The following is a 19,744-nucleotide window of genomic DNA, read 5'->3' as shown; positions in this document are numbered from 1 at the left end:
CGCTGGGGCGAATGTGGTTATTTTGGAGATACAACATGAACGATTTTACTCTGAATGCTGAAGTGCGTTCCGACCTGGGGAAAGGTGCGAGCCGCCGCCTGCGTCGTCTCGCAAGCCTGGTTCCAGCTGTAGTTTACGGTGGCGAAAAAGCCCCTGAATCCATCAGCATGCTGGCTAAAGAAGTTGCCAAACTGCTCGAAAACGATGCTGCCTACAGCCACGTTATCGAACTGAACGTTGGCGGCAAAAAGCAGAACGTTATCATCAAGGCTCTGCAGCGCCACCCGTCCAAGGGCCACGTACTGCACGCTGACTTCGTACGCGTTGTAGCCGGTCAGAAACTGACCGCTATCGTGCCTGTGCACTTCGTTGGCGAAGAAGCTCCAGTCAAGAAAGGTGGCGTTGTTTCTCACACCACTACCGAGCTGGAAGTAAGCTGCCTGCCGAAAGACCTGCCTGAGTTCATCGAAGTCGACCTGTCGGCTGCTGAAATCGGCACCATCATCCACCTGTCCGACCTCAAGGCCCCTAAAGGCGTTGAGTTCGTTGCACTGGCTCACAACGACGACAAGGCTGTTGCCAACGTCCACGCGCCACGTGTTGTAGCAGAAGATGAAGCCGGCGAAACCGCTGCAGAGTAATACACTCTGCAACGAAGGAGCTTGAGGAAACATCGCGGACCGAAACATAGCGAGAAAGCGGGCAACAACGCGAAGTTTATCTCTGGATAAGTGAGCTCCTGTCGTCCCCTTTCGCCGCACGCTGGTGTAGCGATGTTATCCACAACTCCAAAGGAAGGGCCCCTGTCGTGACTGCCATTAAACTGATCGTTGGCCTGGGAAATCCAGGCGCCGAATACGAACAGACCCGGCATAACGCGGGGGCCCTTTTTGTTGAGCGCATCGCCCACGCCCAAGGTATAAACCTTGCGGCCGATCGCAAATATTTTGGCCTGACCGGGCGCTTCTCGCACCAGGGTCAGGATGTTCGTCTGCTGATTCCCACCACCTACATGAACCGCAGCGGCCAGGCTGTCGCGGCACTTGCGGGCTTCTTCCGGATCAAACCCGAGGAAATCCTGGTGGCCCATGACGAACTGGACCTGCCACCTGGCGTTGCCAAGCTCAAGCTGGGCGGCGGGCATGGCGGGCACAACGGGCTGCGCGACATCATCGCGCAGTTGGGGAATCAGAATAATTTTTACCGTCTGCGGCTCGGCATTGGCCACCCAGGCGTCGCCAGTATGGTTTCAAATTTCGTCCTGGGTCGTGCGCCACGCGCCGAACAGGAAAAACTCGATGCCAGCATCGACTTTGCCCTCGGCGTGCTGCCGGATATCTTCGCCGGGGAATGGAACCGCGCGATGAAAAACCTGCACAGCCAGAAGGCCTGACTTTTTTCCGAGGGGAAACACCATGGGATTCAATTGCGGCATCGTCGGCCTGCCCAACGTCGGCAAATCCACCTTGTTCAACGCTTTGACCAAGTCCGGTATTGCGGCGGAGAACTTCCCCTTCTGCACCATCGAACCCAACAGCGGTATCGTGCCGATGCCGGACCCACGCCTTGAAGCGCTGGCGGCCATCGTCAATCCCAAGCGTATCCTGCCGACCACCATGGAATTCGTCGACATCGCAGGCCTGGTTGCCGGCGCATCGAAAGGTGAAGGACTGGGCAACAAGTTCCTGGCCAACATCCGCGAAACAGATGCCATTGCCCACGTGGTTCGCTGCTTTGAAGACGAGAACGTGATTCACGTCTCCAACAGCGTCGACCCGAAACGCGACATCGAGATCATCGACCTGGAACTGATCTTCGCAGACCTCGACAGCTGCGAAAAGCAACTGCAGAAAGTCGCGCGTAACGCCAAGGGTGGCGACAAGGACGCCGTGGTCCAAAAAGGCCTGCTGGAGCAGTTGATCGCTCACTTCACCGAAGGCAAGCCTGCGCGCAGCCTGATGAAAAGCATGGGCGCTGACGAGAAGGCCGTGATCAAGGGCTTCCACCTGCTGACCACCAAGCCTGTAATGTACATCGCCAACGTCGCTGAAGACGGTTTTGAGAACAACCCGCTGCTGGATGTGGTCAAGGCCATCGCCGACGAAGAAGGCGCCATCGTGGTTCCGGTGTGCAACAAGATCGAAGCGGAAATCGCCGAGCTTGATGACGGCGAAGAGAAGGACATGTTCCTGGAGGCCCTGGGCCTGGAAGAACCTGGCCTGAACCGCGTGATCCGCGCCGGCTACGAAATGCTCAACCTGCAGACCTACTTCACTGCCGGTGTCGAAGAAGTCCGCGCCTGGACCGTCAAGGTGGGTGCCACCGCGCCGCAAGCGGCCGGCGTGATCCACACCGACTTCGAAAAAGGCTTTATCCGCGCCGAAGTGATCGCCTATAACGACTTCATCCAGTTCAAGGGTGAGGCCGGTGCCAAGGAAGCCGGTAAATGGCGCCTGGAAGGCAAGGAATACATCGTCAAGGATGGCGACGTCATGCATTTCCGTTTCAACGTGTAAATAACACCCGCGGTTTACCCCGCATTTAAAAAGCCGATGCCTTGCATCGGCTTTTTTATGGGTAATTGTTTAACACCTCGCCTTAGCAATTAGGCACAACAAAATATAAAGCTGTCTAACTTCTCCTACATCATTCGCGTAAGTTCCTACTTCAAGGTCCGCGCGAGAAACCTATAATTTTCACGCCGGTGAAGGCGTGGCTGATCACGGCTTTCTCAATAGCAAAAATAATGGAGCACCCCGTCGATGTCGAATGCCTGTCATGGGGAAGTTGAAACGGATACGTCGTTCCTGAAAGACCCAGACATTGAAAATACGCTTCACAGCACCGCGAAACTCAACATAGATATTTTATTACTGGGAGAAACCGGTACCGGCAAGGACACGTTGGCCCAACGGGTTCATCGCTTATCGGGACGCCGCGGTAACTTCGTTGCCGTGAACTGCGCGGCGATCCCCGAAAGCCTTGCGGAAAGCCAGTTGTTTGGAGTCAACAGCGGCGCCTTTACGGGGGCGGTGCAGTCGCGGGCAGGCGTGGTAGAAGCCGCTCATCTGGGCACACTTTACCTCGATGAGATCGACAGCATGCCTTTGAACCTGCAGGCCAAACTGCTGCGGGTACTGGAATCTCGTGGCGTGGAGCGCCTGGGCTCAACCCGTTTCATCCCGGTGGATATGCGCGTCATTGCCTCAGCCCAGCAGTCGCTGCACCAGATGGTCGAATCGGGCACCTTCAGGCGTGACCTGTACTTTAGACTGAACATCGTCAGTCTCCAGCTTCCCGCCCTGCGCGACCAACGCGAGCGGATTATCCCGTTGTTCATCAACATGGTCCGGCAGGAAGCCGAACACTTCCAATGCCCTGCCCCAACCCCACCTGCCCAGTTGTTGCAACAACTGCTCTGCCATTCCTGGCAGGGAAACCTTCGTGAGCTACGTTCGACCGCCAAACGCTTCGTATTGGGCCTGGCGCCGCTCACAGTGCCGGTAAGCGACACACACGGTAGCGAATTAGGCCTCAAGACGCGCCTGCAACAAATTGAAAAAGCCCTGATTGAAGAATCACTGCAGCGCAATGACCACTGTGTCGATAGCGTGGCGATTGAGTTGGGGGTGGTAAAGCGCACGCTCTATTACCGAATGAAACAACTCGAAATATAACGCCGCAGCACACATCGAAATAAATTTAAATATTTATCGCGCAATAAAATGGAACGCTTCATTTGCAACAAACCACCTAAAGCCCGAGCAACTACGAATTCGCTCAACATGCACAGATAGCGGATGAATTGCTATCGGTCTTTATTTAAACTTTGAAAGGTGTTCTATGATCTCTAATCTTGGTGGTAGCGCTGGTAACCAAGCTCAGCTGGATGCAATCAACGCGGAAAAAGAACGCAAAGTGGTTGAAGAAGCTAAAAAAACAGCTGAGCAGGAACTGACCACTGCTAAAGCGGGCCGCACTAAATCCTTGCGATTCGCATAAGTAAAACAACCTCCCCGCCCCGTAAGGACTGGGGAGGTTTTTACGCTCACTGCAAGTACAGCACCTGATTCATTCGATGGAGGTTCACATGGATATCACCCATACCGGGTTGCGCAAAAACATGTCCATCGCTGCCCACGCCGACATGCCAGACGCGAACAACGCGGTTTCTGACATTAGTTTTTTCAACGCCCAGCTCAACCCCGCCGAACCGTCCGGTAACGGCGTTGCGCCCGTCACGGCCTCTGCTGCATCGCCCTGGGACGCCACTGAGTCGCAAACCCTATCCAGACGCGTATCCAAAGGGTTTCGGGAGGCCAGCCAGAACAAGAAGACCAAAGACGCGAACGAGTTTCCCCAGGCGCTCGCCGAGGCGCATATAGAAGTGATGTCACGCGTCAAGGTCATTGGCGCAATTGCAAAAGGCATCGACAAAATTTCAAACCTGGGGTAGCTGCATGTATCGCCACCTGATAGCCCTAGTGTTTCTGTCGTCGGCGTTGATGCTGACTGGCTGTGGTGAAAGCGTAGAGCTTCATCGCAACATCTCTGAGCAAGAAGCTAACGAAGTCATTGCAGAGCTGGCCAACAAACAGATTCGCGCTCAGAAAATCCCGGGTAAAGACGGCGTTGCCGTTCGCGTGAAGGCCAGTGACATAAGTCGAGCGGTTCGTACTCTGGACGCTGCGGGGCTGCCCAGGCTGGCCCGTTCAACATTGGGTGATGTATTTCGCAAGGAAGGCGTCATCTCCACACCACTGGAAGAGCGTGCGCGTTACATCTACGCACTGTCCCAGGAGTTGGAGTCGACCCTATCGAATATAGACGGTGTGATCGTCGCCCGTGTGCACGTGGTGCTCCCTGAGCGAGTCGCGCCAGGCGAGCCGGTACAGCCGGCGTCCGCCTCGGTATTCATCAAACATGACCCGCGCCTGGACCCGGACAAAATCAACCCGCGCGTGCGCAGGATGGTGGCCAGCAGCATCCCCGGCATGGCTTCAGCCATCGACAATACCGTCAAGCTGACCGTGATTTTCGTACCGGCCACTGCCTATAAGGAAGAGCAACAGCTTGTCTATTTCGGCCCCTTCCTGGTGCCGGAGCATGACCTTGGGTTTTGGCGTGCCAGCGTTTTATTACCTCTGATCGCCCTCATCCTGGGCGGCGCTGGCTGGCGGCTCTGGCGCCGCTGGAAGTTGTCCAACCTTGCAGAGCCTGCAATGGCACAGGCTCATGAGTGACGATCTGAGTTGGGTAAAATGGTGGGCCTTCCCGTGGAAAAATGCCCACATCGATTGGCTCACCCAAACGGGCTTTGTTGAAGCAGCAGCACTTTCACGCAGCCATCATCGCCGCGTGAGCGACCTGTTCGGCATTGAGCCCGGGCTGCCCCCGGCCGCTTCTTCGGCATTGTTACAACTCGTGCTGAGCAGCACGCAGCAACGGGACCTTGTGCTCATCCTTATCAATGAGGTGTACAAGGCGCCCCATGACGAGCGGCTGAATCAGGAACAGCTGCTTTGGTGCCAGCGCCTGGCCAAGGCGCTGCCACCTGGCCCGGCGTCGACGAACATCGACGATCCCTTGCAATATCTGCGCGCTTGGGTCGCTCCTGATATCTGGCAGCGACTGCGCTTGTGCTTTGCGCGTCCAAGGGTGCTCGAGCTGGAGCTGCATCCCAAACCGGCGGACCCCCACGGCCGCCTGGATACCCTCTGGCAAGCCACTGTCTGGCGTGCGACCTCTCCCACCGTCGATAACACCCTGCGCGCCTCCCAGGAGAATTCCCAGCATGTTTTGCGCCCACAAGATTGAACTGAAGACCCAGCCCCAAGAGTTGCCGACGGCGCTGATTCCCAGGCAAATGCTTGCTGAACACGCCCAGGCGCAACACTTGCTTGATCACGCTCAAACCCAAGCGCAAGTACTCATCCGCCAAGCCCAGGAGCAATGCGAGCAGATGCTCGAACGGGCCAGTGAAGCGTTCTGGCAGCGTGCCAACGCCCAACTGCATCGTTGGGAGTCTGAGCGCGAGATGATGATCAACCATCTGGAATACGCCGCGACCTCCGTCGTTAATACCGCCATTCGAACCCTTCTCGATGAGACCGTACCCGCCCAACGCCTCAGCGCACTGCTCAATAAGCTGGTGGCGGCCCAACTGCCTGCGGTCGAGGCGAACCTGATGTGCAACCCACAGGACCGCGAGCACGTCGAGCTATGGCTCAATCTGCACTGCAGTGTGCCCTGGACGCTTCAAGTTGAGGACGGGCTCGCCGCCCAGTCACTGCTGCTTGAGACAGACGAAGGTGGGTTTCATATCAACTGGTCTCATACCCTCGACAATCTGGTGACGATCCCGCCCAGGGCAAAGACCAGGTAACAACTTTTATCGGTGAAAGCCTTTCTTCTTTTAATAAGTCAGTCGGTCGATGGAACTGGCCATCACTCAGGCACCACACAGGAGCAGAACCCCACCGGAGATCAAGCGATGAATACCGACTCACGCATATCCAACAGTCTCTACAGAGAGCAAATACGTTCCGAAAAAAGGCTCGAGCAGATCGGTACCGAGGTCAGGTACAGCGAAGACAGCGCAGAGTTTGCACGGCTCTTCGAACAACTCAATGAGGAAAAGTCCGCCCTTGTGACCAACCTCGCGGTGAACTCGACCTATCTCAGCTACAAACACGAAACGCTTAAATCCGCCATCAATGTCGTCTAGCGCCTGGCAGCCAACGCCGGCTGCCTGGGCGAGTGGCCCACGAGCACACACTCCGCCGAAGCCCTGGTCTCAACTCGATCAGCCCAGCCTGACGAGTTCCCCGCGCCCACGGCCCTGGCGCACGTCAAACGCCACGCCCGGCGGGCGCAACGCCAGCCCTGGGATGGCATGAATACTCCCAAGCACTTTCCAACCACCGCGATACCTGGCGCAGCGTAACTGCGCGCAGAACAAGGCCGGGCGGGAATCTGCGCCCACCTCATTTCGTAAGCTACGGCACTGAAACAGAGAACCTGTCATGTATAGCAAAATTAACAAGCACACCGGCTTGCGTTTAAACCCGCCCCCCGCGCCAACAAAAAGCCCTCACTGGCGCTGCCTGCTCGCCCTGCCCTTTTTGTTGGCGCCGCTGCACAGCGCGCTTGCCGCCATTCCCGCCGAATGGAAAAACACCGCCTATGCCTATGAAGCCGAGCATAAGCCCCTGCAAGAAGTGCTGGAAGACTTCGCTCAAACCTTTGGGATACAACTGCAGATCGACGGCCTGCTGGACGGCAGCGTAAATGGCAAGATACGCGCCAATACCCCCCAGACGATGCTCGACAGGCTGGCGGTAGAGCACCGTTTCCAGTGGTTCCTGTACAACAAAACGCTCTATATCAGCACGCTGGATCTGCAGGAATCCGCGCGGCTGGAGGTGTCCGCCGAGACCGTTGCCGACCTCAAGAGGGCGCTGACCGACATCGGTCTGCTCGATAGCCGTTTCGGCTGGGGCGAATTGCCGGATGAAGGGGTAGTGCTGGTGTCTGGCCCCAAGCGTTACATCGACCAGATCAAGCAGTTCAGCAGCCAGCGTAAAACGCCCGACGAAAAACAGAGTGTGCTCAGCTACCCGCTGAAATTCGCCAACGCGGGAGACCGACAGATAGACTATCGCGGCGAAAAACTCACCCTCCCTGGCGTCGCCAGCATGCTGCGTGGACTATTGGAGCCTCGGGCCACGTCCTCCCTCTCCACCCTCAACCCGCGCCCCTCCTCATCCCAACCCTCTCCCATCACGCCGAACTTTCCCCGGCTGAGCAACCCTATGCTGGGGCAAATGCTCGGCCAGACGACGAACCCTCGAGAGTCGGGAACGGGAGCGACATTGACCCCCAGGGCTCCGGTTTCTGCGGGCAAAATCCGCGTCGAGGCCGATGTGCGCAACAACGCCGTGCTTATCTATGATGTTCCGGAACGCCAGGCGATGTACCGCGAGCTGATTGCCCAGCTCGACGTGGCGCGCAAAATGGTGGAAATCGATGCAATCATCCTCGACATAGAGCGCGAACAACTGCGGGAATTCGGGATCAACTGGGGCAGTCGTCATTTCAGCAGTGACATGAGGCTGGCACCGGGCAGCTCTTCGCAGCTTTCGATCGAAAACCGTGACCGGTTCTTTGCCAGGATACGTGCACTGGAGCAACGCGGACTGGCGACCATGGTCTCCAACCCCTCAGTGCTCACCTTGGAAAACCAGCCGTCCGTGATTGACTTCAACCGCACCCAATACCTGACGGCGGGTACAGAGGTCGCCACCGTGCTGCCCATCACAGTAGGCACCAGCCTGCAAGTCGTGCCCAGGGTGATTACCACCCGTGGCACTCATCAGGTGCACCTTCAGGTGGATATCGAAGACGGGAACTTCGACGAATCCAACCCTGACCGCCTGGGGCCCGATGTACGCCGCGGCAACGTCAGCACCCAGGCGGTCATGGCGGAAAAGCGCTCACTGGTGGTGGGTGGGTTTCATGTCACCGAAAGCATCGACAAGCGCAACAAGATTCCCCTTCTAGGGGATATACCGTTGCTGGGCAAGGCGTTGTTCTCTTCCAGCGAACGCCAGAACAATCGTCGCGAACGCCTGTTCATCCTGACCCCACGCGTGATTGGTGATCAAGCCGACCCTTCGCGCTACTTGCCACAGGACGATCAGGTCGAGCTTCAGGCCGCGCTCAAGCCATTGGCCAGGCGTTATGCCGAACACGAGCCGGTGATCAAGCGCAGTGACATCACCAGCACCCTGGCTCATCTGGTGACGGGGCAGGTGCCCCAGGCATTCAAGGCGGCCCCCATGCCGCTGGGGCTGGAGACCTTGTGCAGCACCCGCGAACTACTGGCCATGAATACCGAACACAGCCAGTGGTACGCCGGCCCGCAGTTCAACGTGGCCGTGGTCGTGCTGCGCAATCAGTTCAAGCGCAACGTGCGCATCGACGAAAAAGAATGCAGCAATTCGCAAACCCTGGCTGTGACCGTATGGCCGCGTGCCTGGCTCAAACCAGGTGAAGAAGCCGAGGTGTTCATCGCCATGCGCCCGATCGTCAAAGATGAACACCTGAGCGTACCCCGCCCCTCCTTGATCACTCCCGTTCAGAAGGCCACCCCATGAAACACCGCTCGTTGTGCCTCACCTTGATCAGCACAGTACTGCTCATCACCGGCTGCAGCCCCACTTGCAAAGGGGACTCCTGCTCACGCCCGCAAGCGACCAAAGATACCATCGTGATCTGGTGGCCACCGCAGATGCGAGTCGAGCCCGGCCCATCCGGCGAGCGCGCGGACTACCAGACGATCTCGCTGGAACGATGAGCGCTCAGTAGCGCTTCAATAGCCAACGCCCCTGGCTATCGGGTGAGCGCCGCTGCCGCTCACCTGCTCTCGACCCTGGGTATCCGAGCCTGACACAACGCGGACAGGGCGTTGATCAGCGTAACTCCAGCTCCGGCAACTCCAAGGTTTCACGCTTGGCCTCATCATCTAGCTCGCGCAACGTACGATAGATCAACGCTACAGCCTGCAAAGTCTCGCGGGGGATACCGGCCCCCAGTTTGTGCGTGTAGAGGGTACGGGCCAACCAGACACACTGAATCACCGGCACCTCGGCCGCCTTGGCCTGCCGGATCAATTCGCGGGCCTCATCGTCCGTGCCTTTGTTGACCAGCACAGGCAGCGGTGTGTTGCCGGGCCGGTAGTACAGGGCCACGGCAAAGTGCGTCGGGTTGACGACCAGCATGTCGGCCTCTTCCAACTTGGGCAGTTTGACCTTGGGTTCTTCCTGAGCCAATTGATAGGCCAACGAGCGGCGCTGGCTCTTTACATGCGGGTCGCCCTCCATGTCCTTGTATTCTTTGACGACCTCGACCTGGGTCATGCGCATGCTCTTGGCGAAAAAATGCTTTTGCATCGCCAGGTCAATGAGCGCCAGCACCAGCAGCAACCCCAGGCAGACATGCAGCAAATGGCGGAACAGCGTGATCAGCGCGACGATATACGTTTGCAGGTCACTGTTGGCCAGGTTGATCAGCGTGCCCAATGACGGCCTGATCACGACGTACAAAACCACACCCAGGAGCACTGCCTTGGCAATGCTCATCAGCAGATCCGTGATCGCTTTGGCCGAGAACATCTGCTTGAGTTGCTTGAGCGGGTTGAGGCGGTTGAAATCGAGCTTCAACGTCTCTGGAGCGAACAGAAATCCAAACTGCATCCAGCCGCTGATCAGCTTCATGAGGATCGCCGTTCCGGCCATTAACAGCGCAAACGAGAAAAACACCTTAAGCCCTTCGAACAGCACTTCTTCCAACGCCCGTGCGAAGGGCTGCGCCATGCTCGACACGGACAGTGCAATCAGTTGCTCAAAGCGTTGCATACTTGTTTCGGCAGTGAATAACGCAATCTCACTGATGGCCGTGAGCACCAGCAACTTGCCGACATCCTTGCTTTGCGAAACCTGACCTTTCTTGCGTTGATCGCGCAACTTTTTGGCGGACGCCGGGTGTTTCTTTTCCCCCGAATCACTCATGGCATCGAGACCTGAAACATCAGCCCGAGTAAGTGTTTGAGGTCGCCCAGCAGGGTCAGGCGCCCGACGATCAAGTCCTGCAGCAATGCAAAGTACAGCAACAGAACCGCAATACCCGCGAGGCTCTTGACCGGTGGCGCCAGGGTGCTCACCTGCAGTTGCTGACTGTAAACCCCCAGCAGTGCGATACCGAACTCCAGGAACAGGAGCACCGCAACAAAAGGTGCAACGTAAAGCATCATGTGGTTGAAGGTATCGCTGAGTATGCCCAGGAAAATGCCGAACCCATTGATGGCTGGCAGCGGCACCCAGGCCGTGGCCGGCCACAGCCGGTAACTGTCCCAGATCACTTGCGTGAGAACGCTCAGGCCAAGCACGGCGATCAGCAAGTAAATCACCAACTGCTTGAACAGGTGCCCAACGGGCGTTGCGTCCGGCCCCAGTGAAGGGTTGAGTTGCCCCCCCGCCAAGGCGCCACGCTGGTTGTCCAACAGTGCGCCGACTGACTCGAACATCCAGAAAGGCATCGCCAACAGGACACCCAGCAAACTGCCCAGGGCCGCCTCCTTGAGTATCAACCCGAGGATCATCAGCGCAGAGTAGTCCTGGCCCGCCAATACCGCGTGGATACCTGGCGCAGGAATGAACGCCAGGACCATCACGATGGCGTGCCGGGACAGGCCGCGAACATGCTGAAAACAGAACGCCGGCACCAGAATGGCGCAGGGATAGATACGCGCCATGGCGATCAGCAGGCTGGGCAAAAGCTCGAGATAAAGCGTCACGTGCAGGCCCTCAGTTGAGGGCCGAGCGGGCGATCATGTCGAACATCAGGTTGATCAGTTGAATCAACTCCACACCGATCCAGCGTCCCGTCAATATCAGTGTGACCCCCACGGCAACCAGCTTGATGCCGAAGGGCAGCGTCTGGTCCTGTATCTGCATCAGGGCTTGAACCAGCGACGTCAGCACGCCAACAATCACCGCCACGATCAACGGCGGTGCCGACAGCACCACCACCAACAACATGCCTTGCTTGAACAGCACGATCGGTTCCATGGGGCACTCAAAGGTAAGAAAGGAAAAGGCTGTCGAGCAATCGCGACCATCCGGAAACCATGACGAACAACAACAGCTTGAGTGGCAAGGAAATGGTCATCGGCGACACCATCTGCATACCCAGCGCCAATAGCAGGTTGGACACAATCAGATCGATGACGATGAACGGAATGTAGATCAGGAAACCGATCTCGAACCCGGCCTGTAACTGCGACACCACAAATGCCGGAATCAACAGGATCAAGTCTTCGCGCTGGGTACCTTGCGCCATCTCAGGCGGCCACATACGCACGCTGTTTTCCTGCAGATGGGTCAACACATCCGGATCAGTGTTGCGCTTCATGAATTCGCGTAACGGTTGCATGGCCCCCAGGCCGGTCTCTTGCATCGTCTGCACGCTGTTCATGTTCAGGGGCGTGCCCTGGAGGTTTTCGGCGATCTGATAGCCCACGGGCGCCATGACAAAGAGCGTTGCCGCCAGCGCTATGCCATTGATCGCCATGCTGGGAGGCACCTGCTGAACACCGATAGCGTTGCGGGTAATCATCAGCACAATGACAATCTTCAAGAAAGCCGTGCAGACCACCAACAGCATCGGCAGCAACGACAGCGCACCGAAAAACAGCGCCAGGACAACGGGGTCGACGCCCTGGAATATCATCGGGAGAACACCACGCGCGACAACTGCAAGCCGAGCCGACCGTTGACTTCCACCAACTGCCCCTGCCCAATCGGCCGGTCTCCGTAATACAGGCCGGCGATACCAGGGGCATAGCCGGTGATGCCCAGCACAGCTCCGGGCGCCAGATTGCGCAGTTCGCCCAGGGTCAGGTTCAAGACGCCACAGCGCACGGTCAGCGCCATACTCAAGTCATCAAAGGGTTCCCGGCCAAAGACATCCTCCATCGGCTGATCGACCTCTTCTTCTGCATATTCCTGTATTACAAACTCTTCGTTCACGCACGTTTCCTTTATCGCAATAAGGTTCAGGCACCACCGCCCGGATTCATCATCAATACGCCCTTGCAACCGATGACTGCCGATATGCAAGTGGCCATGGCCCTGTACATCGAAAAAGGGCTGCTCGAGTACCAACACATCACCCGCACGCAAGCCGCGCACTTGCGCAACAGGCAGGCTCAAGCGGCCCAGGGACGCCGCTATGACCAACGGAAAAGCCACAGGCAGCGGATCGCCCGCAGGCTCCCAGGCGCCGGCCGCATACGCAGCCAGCAAGCTCTCCGGAGCCATCCACAGGTAACCTGCGACCCTGGAAGGCCCCAGCGTCACCGTAAAACGACAACCAAAATTCAGTTTCCTGGGCGCGGACAGCAAACGCAGATACCCAAACAGCGCCAACACCTGCGGGCTAAGGTGATGCTGGAACAGCTCCCAGAACCAGGATGTGGGGTCGTTGCCGGCCTCTGCCAGGGTCACCGGGCATTCACCCATCAGACTGAACATCGCCTCCGGATCGGAGAACGCGAGCACACCCAGGGCGCTCTCGAAACACAACGGACTTGCATCGGCAGGGGCGCAGCCGGGCTCGAGCGTAAACGTGCCTTGCTGATCACCCAGCGCAAACGGCATGCGTAAGCCGCGCCCAAGCCGATGCAGTGCCGCCACCCTTGTTGCTTCAACCAAGGGCAGTGTTAACGCGGACAGGATCATGCCGGGGTCACGCACACATCGACAGCCTGCCCCAACGCTTCGCTCAGCCTGTTTTGAAGGCTTGTTCTCACCGCGCCGAGCCATCGTGTCGCGTGCTGTTCTTCAGCGTGCAGGCCGATGTTCCATACGCCCGATTGCCTCTGGACACACGCGTTGATTCGCCCTTTTCCTCGCAGGTAAAGCACCGCCAGCAGGGGCCATTGCACGCTTGCCTGTATTCGCGGCGCCAACTGCTCGGCCAGCCCCTCGATCATCAACCTGTTCGCCAACGACTTCGGCGCAGGAGCGCAGGAAACATAGCCGCCCACGCCACCGGGATTGACCAGCAGCCGGGCGAACACGCGCATATAGTCCAAGGACGGCGCACCGCCAATGCCGGGGTCATCATCTCCGCCATACCCGCGCGCACCCGGCCGCTCGGACTTGCCTTCAGATATTTTCCTCATGTCTCTTCCTGCTGCACTAACCGGGATAATTCCAAAAGCTTCTCGACCTCACGCAAGCGTTGGGTGACCTGCTTTTGCGCAGTGTCGACACGGGCCACCTGCTGCTCTTGCTGTCCGTGCAACCCACGCACCTGCGCTTCTTCGCGCAACGTGCTGGCGGACAACGAGCGTTCCTGCGTATTCCACGATTTGAGTTCCTGAAAAGAGATCACTTGCCCTTGATGCTTGCTCAAGAGCTGCGCCCCTTGCTGGGCTTCCTGCAGTCGCGTTTGCTCAAGAACCTGCTGCGCCTGCTCGACTTGCAATTGCAGCGCTCGCTGATGCCTTTTAGCCTCACCCAGGACGCGCTCGGCACGGTCCGCTCGATGCTTGCGCAGGCGCCGCAGGGTTTCCAACTCAGAAAGGGACATAGGCCGTCAGCTCCGTCAGTTGTTCCAGGGTCGTCTCTATTGCCGAGGGCCCGCGCAAGTCCTGACGCAGAAAACCATCCACCGCCGCGCGACTGTCCACCGCCAGGTCGGTCAGCGCGTCACTGCCGGCCTGATACTCACCCAGCTTGAGCATCAACTCGATCTGCTGGTACGCCGACAACAGGCGCCGCAGTGCGGTACCAGCATTAATATGCTCAGGCGTCGCGACATTGCTCAGAATTCGCGAAAGGCTGGCCAGAACGTCAACCGCCGGGTAGTGACCCCGCTCAGCCAGTTTGCGCGACAGAACAATATGACCATCCAGCAGCGAGCGGACTTCATCCGCCACCGGGTCACTCATGGAATCCTGCTCGATAAGCACGGTGTAGATCGCGGTGATCACGCCGTCGCGAGTCAACCCGGCGCGCTCCACCAACCGCGGCAGCAAGCTGTATACCGAAGGCGGCAAGCCGCCACGCCCCAAAGGCTCACCGGCCGCCAGACCGATTTCCCGCTGGGCGCGCGCAAATCGGGTCAAGGAGTCGATCAATAGCAGCACCCGCTTACCTTCACGGCGATAGCCCTCGGCCAGCGCCGTCGCAGTGAACGCTGCGCGGGCTCGCTCCATGCTGGACCGGTCGGACGTCGCGCACACCAGTACGGCCTTGGCCCGCAATTGCTCATCCAGCTCATGGTCGAGAAACTCACGCAGCTCCCGGCCGCGCTCGCCGATCAGGCCGAACACAATCACGTCGCACTCGACGTTCCGGGCAATTTCCGCCAGCAAGGTGGTCTTGCCACAGCCCGCACCAGCAAACAGCCCCACACGCTGGCCCTCGCCAAGCGTCAACAACCCATCGATTGAGCGCACCCCGGTCGCCAGGGCCCGATGGATCCTCGGCCGGTCGGTCGGCAACGGGGCCTCGCATAACACCATGCTGGCATCGGGGCTCTCGGTCTCGACAAACGCGCTGGGGCCAACGCCCGTAATCGGTCGCCCGAAGCCATCCAGCACCTGCCCCAACAACTCATCACTGACCCGCACCTGATGCGACACGCCCAGACGCTGCACACCAGCGCCCACGCGTACCCCTTCAAGATTGCCCAAGGCGCTGAGGACGGCGTCCTGCTGATCGAACCCGATGATCTCGGCCAGCATGTATTCGTCGACAGACTTTTCAACCTGGCACAGATCACCGATACGCGCGCCGGGCAACCGGCATTGCAGCAACATGCCGTTGACGCGCTGGACTCGACCGCGCATCGTCACCGGTAAAAGGTTGCTCAGTGACTGGGTCTGGCGCCGCTCCCAGGCCTCGAGGCGCGCCCGCAGTTCTTCACTCACCAATGCACCTCATAACGCTGCGCGCCATCGAAGACCACCTTGGTATTGTCGATCAGCACTAACCGCAAACTTTCCACCTCGTCACCGACAAACAGCCGACTGCCATCTTCCAGAACCACATGGCCGTTCGGCCCGCCGACGATCTGCACAATCTTGAACGGCAGCGTCCCATCGCGCGTACGCACGCGACTGATCACCGGCACGGCGTTGTCGAACAACTCACCAAAACGGTTGAGCATCCGCGACACCAGCTCCACATCGTCCACAGAAACCGCGCCGTTGAGCACGATCTGGCCGTTGATCACTTCCAGGCTGACCCTTTGGCTCAATTCACGCTCGGCGAGCATCTTCAGCAATTGCTCCCGCACTTCATACGCAGAGGCCAATAGCGGTTTGGCTGCCCCGGGCGCCATCAAGGAGGCCTGGGCATCCCGCTCGCCCGGGGAAATCATGCCGACGACCGCAACGATCACCGCAACCACCAGCACTGCACTGATCAGGCGTTTTTGCTGCACGTGGGAAAGGGACGACAACGGTAACGCCCGCGGCGCCTCATGGGTCCGTTGCGTTGGAGTGGAGGCAGGCCCTTCAGGCCATGGCTGATCGGCCAGGGCGACAGACAGACGAATGGCCCCGACTGAAAACGGCATGTTCAGGCTCAGGCTCGCGATCTGCGCCAGCACCTGCCCCCCGGCGTCATGCAGCAGCCCGGCTTCGGCCTGCACTGACCAATTCGAACCGATCAACCGCAACCGCGCGTGCTGCTCGGCAATGCCGGGATCATTCAGCACCAGGTCCGCGTCAGGCTGAGCACCAATGCTCCAGGTCTCACCAAACAGCGGCAACGCGGCCCCCTGACGCAGACCATTGAGCACTCGCAGCTCAAACATCAGCGAGCCCTCCCGCGCGCGGCATCGCCCAAGGGGATCATGCCGCCGTACCGCGCATCAGTTGATCCTGACTCAGATCAAAACGCCCCAGCACTTTTACCTTGGATGAACTCCCCAATTCCGCAAAGGACAACACCGGTACATGGTTGAACTCCTCCAGCAACAAGGTGCGCAATGGACTGCGCAGGTCCTGCGCAACCAACATCACACTTTTACGTTTGGCACGTAAGGTAAAGGCCTGGTTGAGAAGGTTGATCAACGCGGCACTGGTTTCGCTATCCAGTGCGAAGAACACCCCGGTCTGGGTCTGGCGCAAGGCATCGCGCAAGACGTTCTCGCTATGGGGAGACAACAACCAGGCATGCAGACCATCTTCTTCGCTGTACTGGTGGAAGATCTGCGCCTTGAGGGCAATGCGCGCATAATCGGCGAGTGCGTCAGGCTCGCGCTCATGCTGGCCGTACTCGACCATCGCTTCAACAATCAGCCGCACGGCTCGAAGCGGCACGCCTTCACTGGCCAACCGTTGCAACACCGCTGAAAACCGCGAGAGCGGCATGATGCGCTGCAACTCCTGCACCAGTTCCGACTGGTTGTGCTCAAGCCAACTGAGGATCGCCTTGCTCTCCTGAATCCCCAGGAACTGCGGCCCGCTAAGCATCATGGCCTGCCTCATGCGTTCGATGATCAGGCTCGTCGCGGTAAAGCGTTCCAACTGTGGGTCATCCAGCAGAGGATCATCGGCCGGCAACCAGAGCCAACCCTCTTCGTCACGCTCGGCCAGCCCCGGTATTGCGTGCGCAGGCTCTACGGTGAAGGCCTTGCGGTCAACGGCCAGATGGGTGACGACCGAGGCCTTGATCATCGGTACTTCATGCACGCAAAAGCGCATTTCGTCGGCGGCCAGTGCCTCATCGAGTTCGACCTCGAACGGCGGCAACGTCAGGCCGATATTGGCGACCAGCGAATTTCGTGCCTGGCGAATCCCGTGAATAAGATCCGTCACCTCAGGTGTGCCCCGCAAAGCCGAGGGAAACTGCAATAGATAAGGCCGCGATGGATCGAACCCACGCAGATCCTCTTCGCCGTTCTCTTCGGGGCGGACGGCGTGAGCGTCTTCATCCTCGGCCGGGGCCTTGCCCTGACGCTGACGCATCAAGTAATACCCCAAGGCACCGGTTGCCGCGGAGATCAGGATAAACACCAGGGTCGGCATGCCGGGCACCACTGCAAATGCGAGCATCCCTACCGACGCAATCATCCAGCTCTTAGGCTCGCTGGTCATTTGGCGGGCAATTTCGGCGCCCATGTTAGTGATGCCCTTGCCCCCGGCCGGCGCCACACGCGTGATGATCATGCCGGCCGTAAGGGAGATCAGCAGCGCCGGAATCTGCGCAATCAGGCCGTCGCCGATGGTCAGCACCGAATACAGTTGGATCGATTCGGCGGCGCTCAGATCGTGTTGAAACATTCCCGTGGTAAAACCGCCCAGCAGGTTGACCACCACGATAATCAAACCGGCGATGGCGTCGCCCTTGACGAACTTCATGGCCCCGTCCATGGCGCCGAACAGCTGGCTCTCACGCGATAACTGGTCGCGCTTTTCCCGCGCTTGGATGCCGTCGATAAGGCCGGCGCGCAAGTCGCTGTCGATGGACATCTGTTTGCCCGGCATCGCATCCAGGCTGAACCTTGCGGCTACCTCGGCGACCCGCTCCGAGCCCTTGGTGATCACCAGAAAATTGACCAGGGTCAGAATCAGGAAGATCACCATCCCCACCGCCAGGTTGCCCCCCACCACGAAATTGCCGAACGCCTCGACGATGTCGCCGGCGTCCTGTTCCAGCAGGATCAGGCGCGTAGTCGCGATCGACAGCGCCAGACGAAACATGGTGGTCAGCAGCAAGATCGAAGGAAACGAAGAGAACGCCAGGGGCCCCGGCAAATACAGCGCCAGCACGATCAATAGGCAGGAGATGCAGATGTTGACCGCGATAAGAATATCCACCAGCCAGGTGGGCAGCGGCACGATAAAGATAAACACAATGCCCAGGACAACCACGGCCCCGAGTACTTCGGCACGCTGCGCCGCTTTTAGCAGCACATTGTTGAGGGTAGACAGCACGGTCACACCGACGTCCCCAGACTACCGGCAAAGCGTATGGGGCCGCGCTCAACCCGGTCCAGCTCTCCCATGACCGCCAAAAAGCTATCCAGGGCGCTCTGACGCACTCGACTGTCCGGCCATAACGCCAGGGGCAACTGCCGAATCAGAGGGAAAAGCGCGTTAAGCAGTACCACCTGCTGGGTATCCGGCGCGCTGCCCAGATCATGCCCAAGCCGCAGGACTTCACCCGCATCAATCCCGCTGCCGGCGTAGCCCAGCAGGCGCTGCAACAGGCTCACGGCGTCACCATCCAAACCTAGACGCCCATTCAGCGCCTCGCAATCGGCCAACACACTGCTCAACTGACCACAACTTTGCAGGGCCAGCAGCAAGGTGCGCAGTCGAGGGGTCGCCATTGAAGAAACCCACACCGCGATGTCGTCAGCCAAGGCTTTACGCATGCTGCCGAGCCGCGCGGAAAACGTATCGCCACCGTATACACCCAGCAGCGCCTGCATCATCGTCGCCAGGGATTGGCGCGTGGCCACGCTGGCGTAGTAGAGCGCACGCAGCGCCTGGCGCTCTTGCGCATCACCGCCGGCCTCCAGCAACGCCGTGGCGAATTTAAGGCCCGCCTGGATTTCCCCTTTGAAGCCGATGCTCATCGTGGCAATGGCATCCCGCGCCTTGGCCGCTTCAGACGAGCGCGCCTCACTGTCCGCCTGGACCTCCAGATACCGGAGCACCACGAACGCACGCGCCGGGTCCCCCTCGACAAGCTCCAGCAACCTGTCGGCGCTGGGATTGTGCTGCAACTGCTGCCTGAAACGCCGAGAAATAGCCGCGAACGACTCCTGGGCCGGATGGCCAAGCTGATCATAAAGTTGCGCAAGTTGATCGACAGGCGGAACGCGTATCGACGTCGCCCGCAGCACTCGGTTATTGGCCACCACTTCCTGGTCGAAGAGCTGGGCAAGCTCCTCGACCTTGGCCGGCTCTGGCGTAGAGACGCGCGCAACAGCGGATTGATCCAGGCGTTGGGATGATGGCAAATCGTTAAGAACTTCGACTTTCATGAGCATGCCAAGACGGGAAGAGTGTGTCCCTATGTGGCAATGCCCGCCGATACGGTTCCATCAAAGTTTATCCGTCGATGGTCTTGAAAAGACCGACACAAATCATCGATGCCTTTTGCAAGAAGTTGCACAAAAACGCTCTATTTCAATATATTTTTTTATATAAATC

General features: G+C 58.7%; 23 protein-coding genes. 12 read left to right on the top strand and 11 right to left on the bottom strand.

The genetic code is table 11. The annotated features are described in order from the left end of the window. The first annotated feature begins 35 nt into the window (after window positions 1-35). The 12 genes from PSH59_RS03595 to hrpT all read left to right on the top strand — a co-directional run bounded on the left by PSH59_RS03595 (window position 36) and on the right by hrpT (window position 9,358). Entirely contained in the window at window positions 36-641 is a 606-nt protein-coding gene (locus PSH59_RS03595) for a 50S ribosomal protein L25/general stress protein Ctc (protein ID WP_032886113.1), read from the top strand. 167 nt (window positions 642-808) lie between these two features. After that, window positions 809-1,393: an aminoacyl-tRNA hydrolase gene (gene pth / locus PSH59_RS03590; RefSeq protein ID WP_248075046.1), complete on the top strand. Its 585-nt coding sequence runs from the start codon at window positions 809-811 to the stop codon at window positions 1,391-1,393. Between the two features lie 22 nt (window positions 1,394-1,415). Then, on the top strand, window positions 1,416-2,516 hold the full coding sequence (gene ychF, locus PSH59_RS03585) for a redox-regulated ATPase YchF (RefSeq protein WP_248075044.1): 1,101 nt from the start codon (window positions 1,416-1,418) through the stop codon (window positions 2,514-2,516). 246 nt (window positions 2,517-2,762) lie between these two features. Beyond that, entirely contained in the window at window positions 2,763-3,677 is a 915-nt protein-coding gene (locus PSH59_RS03580; protein ID WP_248075042.1) for a sigma 54-interacting transcriptional regulator, read from the top strand. A 166-nt stretch (window positions 3,678-3,843) separates the two neighbouring features. Beyond that, window positions 3,844-4,002, top strand: a complete 159-nt coding sequence (locus PSH59_RS03575; RefSeq protein WP_248075040.1) for a hypothetical protein — start codon at window positions 3,844-3,846, stop codon at window positions 4,000-4,002. 88 nt (window positions 4,003-4,090) lie between these two features. Beyond that, complete coding sequence (locus tag PSH59_RS03570; protein WP_248075038.1) at window positions 4,091-4,456, top strand: hypothetical protein; 366 nt, start codon at window positions 4,091-4,093, stop codon at window positions 4,454-4,456. Window positions 4,457-4,460: 4 nt separating this feature from the next. Beyond that, window positions 4,461-5,243, top strand: coding sequence for a type III secretion system inner membrane ring lipoprotein SctJ (gene sctJ / locus PSH59_RS03565; protein ID WP_248075036.1), 783 nt, complete (start codon window positions 4,461-4,463; stop codon window positions 5,241-5,243). Beyond that, window positions 5,236-5,817, top strand: coding sequence for a type III secretion protein (locus PSH59_RS03560; RefSeq protein ID WP_305394333.1), 582 nt, complete (start codon window positions 5,236-5,238; stop codon window positions 5,815-5,817). Before sctJ ends, PSH59_RS03560 begins: the two co-directional genes overlap by 8 nt. Beyond that, window positions 5,795-6,385 carry a type III secretion system stator protein SctL gene (sctL, locus tag PSH59_RS03555; protein WP_305394332.1) on the top strand — a complete coding sequence of 197 codons (591 nt, stop codon included), beginning with the start codon at window positions 5,795-5,797 and terminating at the stop codon, window positions 6,383-6,385. The genes PSH59_RS03560 and sctL overlap by 23 nt, the downstream gene beginning before the upstream one ends. 108 nt (window positions 6,386-6,493) lie before the next feature. Beyond that, the gene (locus tag PSH59_RS03550; RefSeq protein WP_305394331.1) at window positions 6,494-6,727 is read left to right on the top strand and encodes a hypothetical protein; all 234 of its coding nucleotides are present in this window, start codon (window positions 6,494-6,496) and stop codon (window positions 6,725-6,727) included. A 298-nt stretch (window positions 6,728-7,025) separates the two neighbouring features. Then, window positions 7,026-9,158, top strand: coding sequence for a type III secretion system outer membrane ring subunit SctC (gene sctC, locus PSH59_RS03545; protein ID WP_305394330.1), 2,133 nt, complete (start codon window positions 7,026-7,028; stop codon window positions 9,156-9,158). After that, window positions 9,155-9,358 (top strand): HrpT family type III secretion system protein, encoded by a 204-nt coding sequence (gene hrpT / locus PSH59_RS03540; protein WP_305394329.1) that lies wholly within the window; start codon window positions 9,155-9,157, stop codon window positions 9,356-9,358. The genes sctC and hrpT overlap by 4 nt, the downstream gene beginning before the upstream one ends. Window positions 9,359-9,473: 115 nt before the next feature. Here hrpT and sctU read toward each other — a convergent pair whose 3' ends face one another. Genes sctU through PSH59_RS03485 form a run of 11 tightly spaced genes read right to left on the bottom strand, consistent with a single transcriptional unit; the run spans window position 9,474 to window position 19,575 of the window. Then, the gene (sctU, locus tag PSH59_RS03535) at window positions 9,474-10,571 is read right to left on the bottom strand and encodes a type III secretion system export apparatus subunit SctU (RefSeq protein ID WP_305394328.1); all 1,098 of its coding nucleotides are present in this window, start codon (window positions 10,569-10,571) and stop codon (window positions 9,474-9,476) included. Beyond that, window positions 10,568-11,356, bottom strand: a complete 789-nt coding sequence (sctT, locus tag PSH59_RS03530) for a type III secretion system export apparatus subunit SctT (RefSeq protein ID WP_305394327.1) — start codon at window positions 11,354-11,356, stop codon at window positions 10,568-10,570. The genes sctU and sctT overlap by 4 nt, the downstream gene beginning before the upstream one ends. Window positions 11,357-11,366: 10 nt before the next feature. Then, the gene (gene sctS, locus PSH59_RS03525) at window positions 11,367-11,630 is read right to left on the bottom strand and encodes a type III secretion system export apparatus subunit SctS (RefSeq protein WP_017529928.1); all 264 of its coding nucleotides are present in this window, start codon (window positions 11,628-11,630) and stop codon (window positions 11,367-11,369) included. A 7-nt stretch (window positions 11,631-11,637) separates the two neighbouring features. Further along, a complete protein-coding gene (gene sctR, locus PSH59_RS03520; RefSeq protein ID WP_305394326.1) occupies window positions 11,638-12,291 on the bottom strand; it encodes a type III secretion system export apparatus subunit SctR in 654 nt (217 codons plus the stop codon). After that, a complete protein-coding gene (locus tag PSH59_RS03515; protein WP_305394325.1) occupies window positions 12,288-13,301 on the bottom strand; it encodes a FliM/FliN family flagellar motor switch protein in 1,014 nt (337 codons plus the stop codon). Before PSH59_RS03515 ends, sctR begins: the two co-directional genes overlap by 4 nt. After that, window positions 13,298-13,747: a type III secretion system HrpP C-terminal domain-containing protein gene (locus tag PSH59_RS03510; RefSeq protein WP_305394324.1), complete on the bottom strand. Its 450-nt coding sequence runs from the start codon at window positions 13,745-13,747 to the stop codon at window positions 13,298-13,300. Before PSH59_RS03510 ends, PSH59_RS03515 begins: the two co-directional genes overlap by 4 nt. Further along, window positions 13,744-14,157, bottom strand: coding sequence for a YscO family type III secretion system apparatus protein (locus PSH59_RS03505; RefSeq protein WP_305394323.1), 414 nt, complete (start codon window positions 14,155-14,157; stop codon window positions 13,744-13,746). The genes PSH59_RS03510 and PSH59_RS03505 overlap by 4 nt, the downstream gene beginning before the upstream one ends. Further along, window positions 14,144-15,502 carry a FliI/YscN family ATPase gene (locus PSH59_RS03500; RefSeq protein ID WP_305394322.1) on the bottom strand — a complete coding sequence of 453 codons (1,359 nt, stop codon included), beginning with the start codon at window positions 15,500-15,502 and terminating at the stop codon, window positions 14,144-14,146. Before PSH59_RS03500 ends, PSH59_RS03505 begins: the two co-directional genes overlap by 14 nt. Next, the gene (locus PSH59_RS03495; protein WP_305394321.1) at window positions 15,499-16,392 is read right to left on the bottom strand and encodes an FHA domain-containing protein; all 894 of its coding nucleotides are present in this window, start codon (window positions 16,390-16,392) and stop codon (window positions 15,499-15,501) included. The genes PSH59_RS03500 and PSH59_RS03495 overlap by 4 nt, the downstream gene beginning before the upstream one ends. 37 nt (window positions 16,393-16,429) lie before the next feature. Further along, a complete protein-coding gene (sctV, locus tag PSH59_RS03490; RefSeq protein ID WP_305394320.1) occupies window positions 16,430-18,523 on the bottom strand; it encodes a type III secretion system export apparatus subunit SctV in 2,094 nt (697 codons plus the stop codon). Beyond that, window positions 18,520-19,575 carry a TyeA family type III secretion system gatekeeper subunit gene (locus PSH59_RS03485; RefSeq protein ID WP_305394319.1) on the bottom strand — a complete coding sequence of 352 codons (1,056 nt, stop codon included), beginning with the start codon at window positions 19,573-19,575 and terminating at the stop codon, window positions 18,520-18,522. The genes sctV and PSH59_RS03485 overlap by 4 nt, the downstream gene beginning before the upstream one ends. Window positions 19,576-19,744 lie beyond the last annotated feature (169 nt).

The organism is Pseudomonas sp. FP2309, assembly GCF_030687575.1.
GTDB lineage: Bacteria > Pseudomonadota > Gammaproteobacteria > Pseudomonadales > Pseudomonadaceae > Aquipseudomonas.
Note: the sequence above shows the minus strand (reverse complement) of the source record. Positions and strands in the feature narration are given on the sequence as shown.

Bases quoted from the DNA above. Each gene is read 5' to 3' on its own strand.
- sctU (WP_305394328.1), bottom strand. From the start codon at position 10,571: ATGAGTGATTCGGGGGAAAAGAAACACCCGGCGTCCGCCAAAAAGTTG.
- PSH59_RS03575 (WP_248075040.1), top strand. From the start codon at position 3,844: ATGATCTCTAATCTTGGTGGTAGCGCTGGTAACCAAGCTCAGCTGGAT.
- PSH59_RS03595 (WP_032886113.1), top strand. From the start codon at position 36: ATGAACGATTTTACTCTGAATGCTGAAGTGCGTTCCGACCTGGGGAAA.
- PSH59_RS03570 (WP_248075038.1), top strand. From the start codon at position 4,091: ATGGATATCACCCATACCGGGTTGCGCAAAAACATGTCCATCGCTGCC.
- PSH59_RS03515 (WP_305394325.1), bottom strand. From the start codon at position 13,301: ATGATCCTGTCCGCGTTAACACTGCCCTTGGTTGAAGCAACAAGGGTG.
- PSH59_RS03510 (WP_305394324.1), bottom strand. From the start codon at position 13,747: ATGAGGAAAATATCTGAAGGCAAGTCCGAGCGGCCGGGTGCGCGCGGG.
- PSH59_RS03485 (WP_305394319.1), bottom strand. From the start codon at position 19,575: ATGAAAGTCGAAGTTCTTAACGATTTGCCATCATCCCAACGCCTGGAT.
- sctR (WP_305394326.1), bottom strand. From the start codon at position 12,291: ATGATATTCCAGGGCGTCGACCCCGTTGTCCTGGCGCTGTTTTTCGGT.
- sctL (WP_305394332.1), top strand. From the start codon at position 5,795: ATGTTTTGCGCCCACAAGATTGAACTGAAGACCCAGCCCCAAGAGTTG.
- sctS (WP_017529928.1), bottom strand. From the start codon at position 11,630: ATGGAACCGATCGTGCTGTTCAAGCAAGGCATGTTGTTGGTGGTGGTG.
- sctC (WP_305394330.1), top strand. From the start codon at position 7,026: ATGTATAGCAAAATTAACAAGCACACCGGCTTGCGTTTAAACCCGCCC.
- PSH59_RS03580 (WP_248075042.1), top strand. From the start codon at position 2,763: ATGTCGAATGCCTGTCATGGGGAAGTTGAAACGGATACGTCGTTCCTG.
- PSH59_RS03550 (WP_305394331.1), top strand. From the start codon at position 6,494: ATGAATACCGACTCACGCATATCCAACAGTCTCTACAGAGAGCAAATA.
- PSH59_RS03560 (WP_305394333.1), top strand. From the start codon at position 5,236: ATGAGTGACGATCTGAGTTGGGTAAAATGGTGGGCCTTCCCGTGGAAA.
- sctJ (WP_248075036.1), top strand. From the start codon at position 4,461: ATGTATCGCCACCTGATAGCCCTAGTGTTTCTGTCGTCGGCGTTGATG.
- hrpT (WP_305394329.1), top strand. From the start codon at position 9,155: ATGAAACACCGCTCGTTGTGCCTCACCTTGATCAGCACAGTACTGCTC.
- PSH59_RS03495 (WP_305394321.1), bottom strand. From the start codon at position 16,392: ATGTTTGAGCTGCGAGTGCTCAATGGTCTGCGTCAGGGGGCCGCGTTG.
- PSH59_RS03505 (WP_305394323.1), bottom strand. From the start codon at position 14,157: ATGTCCCTTTCTGAGTTGGAAACCCTGCGGCGCCTGCGCAAGCATCGA.
- ychF (WP_248075044.1), top strand. From the start codon at position 1,416: ATGGGATTCAATTGCGGCATCGTCGGCCTGCCCAACGTCGGCAAATCC.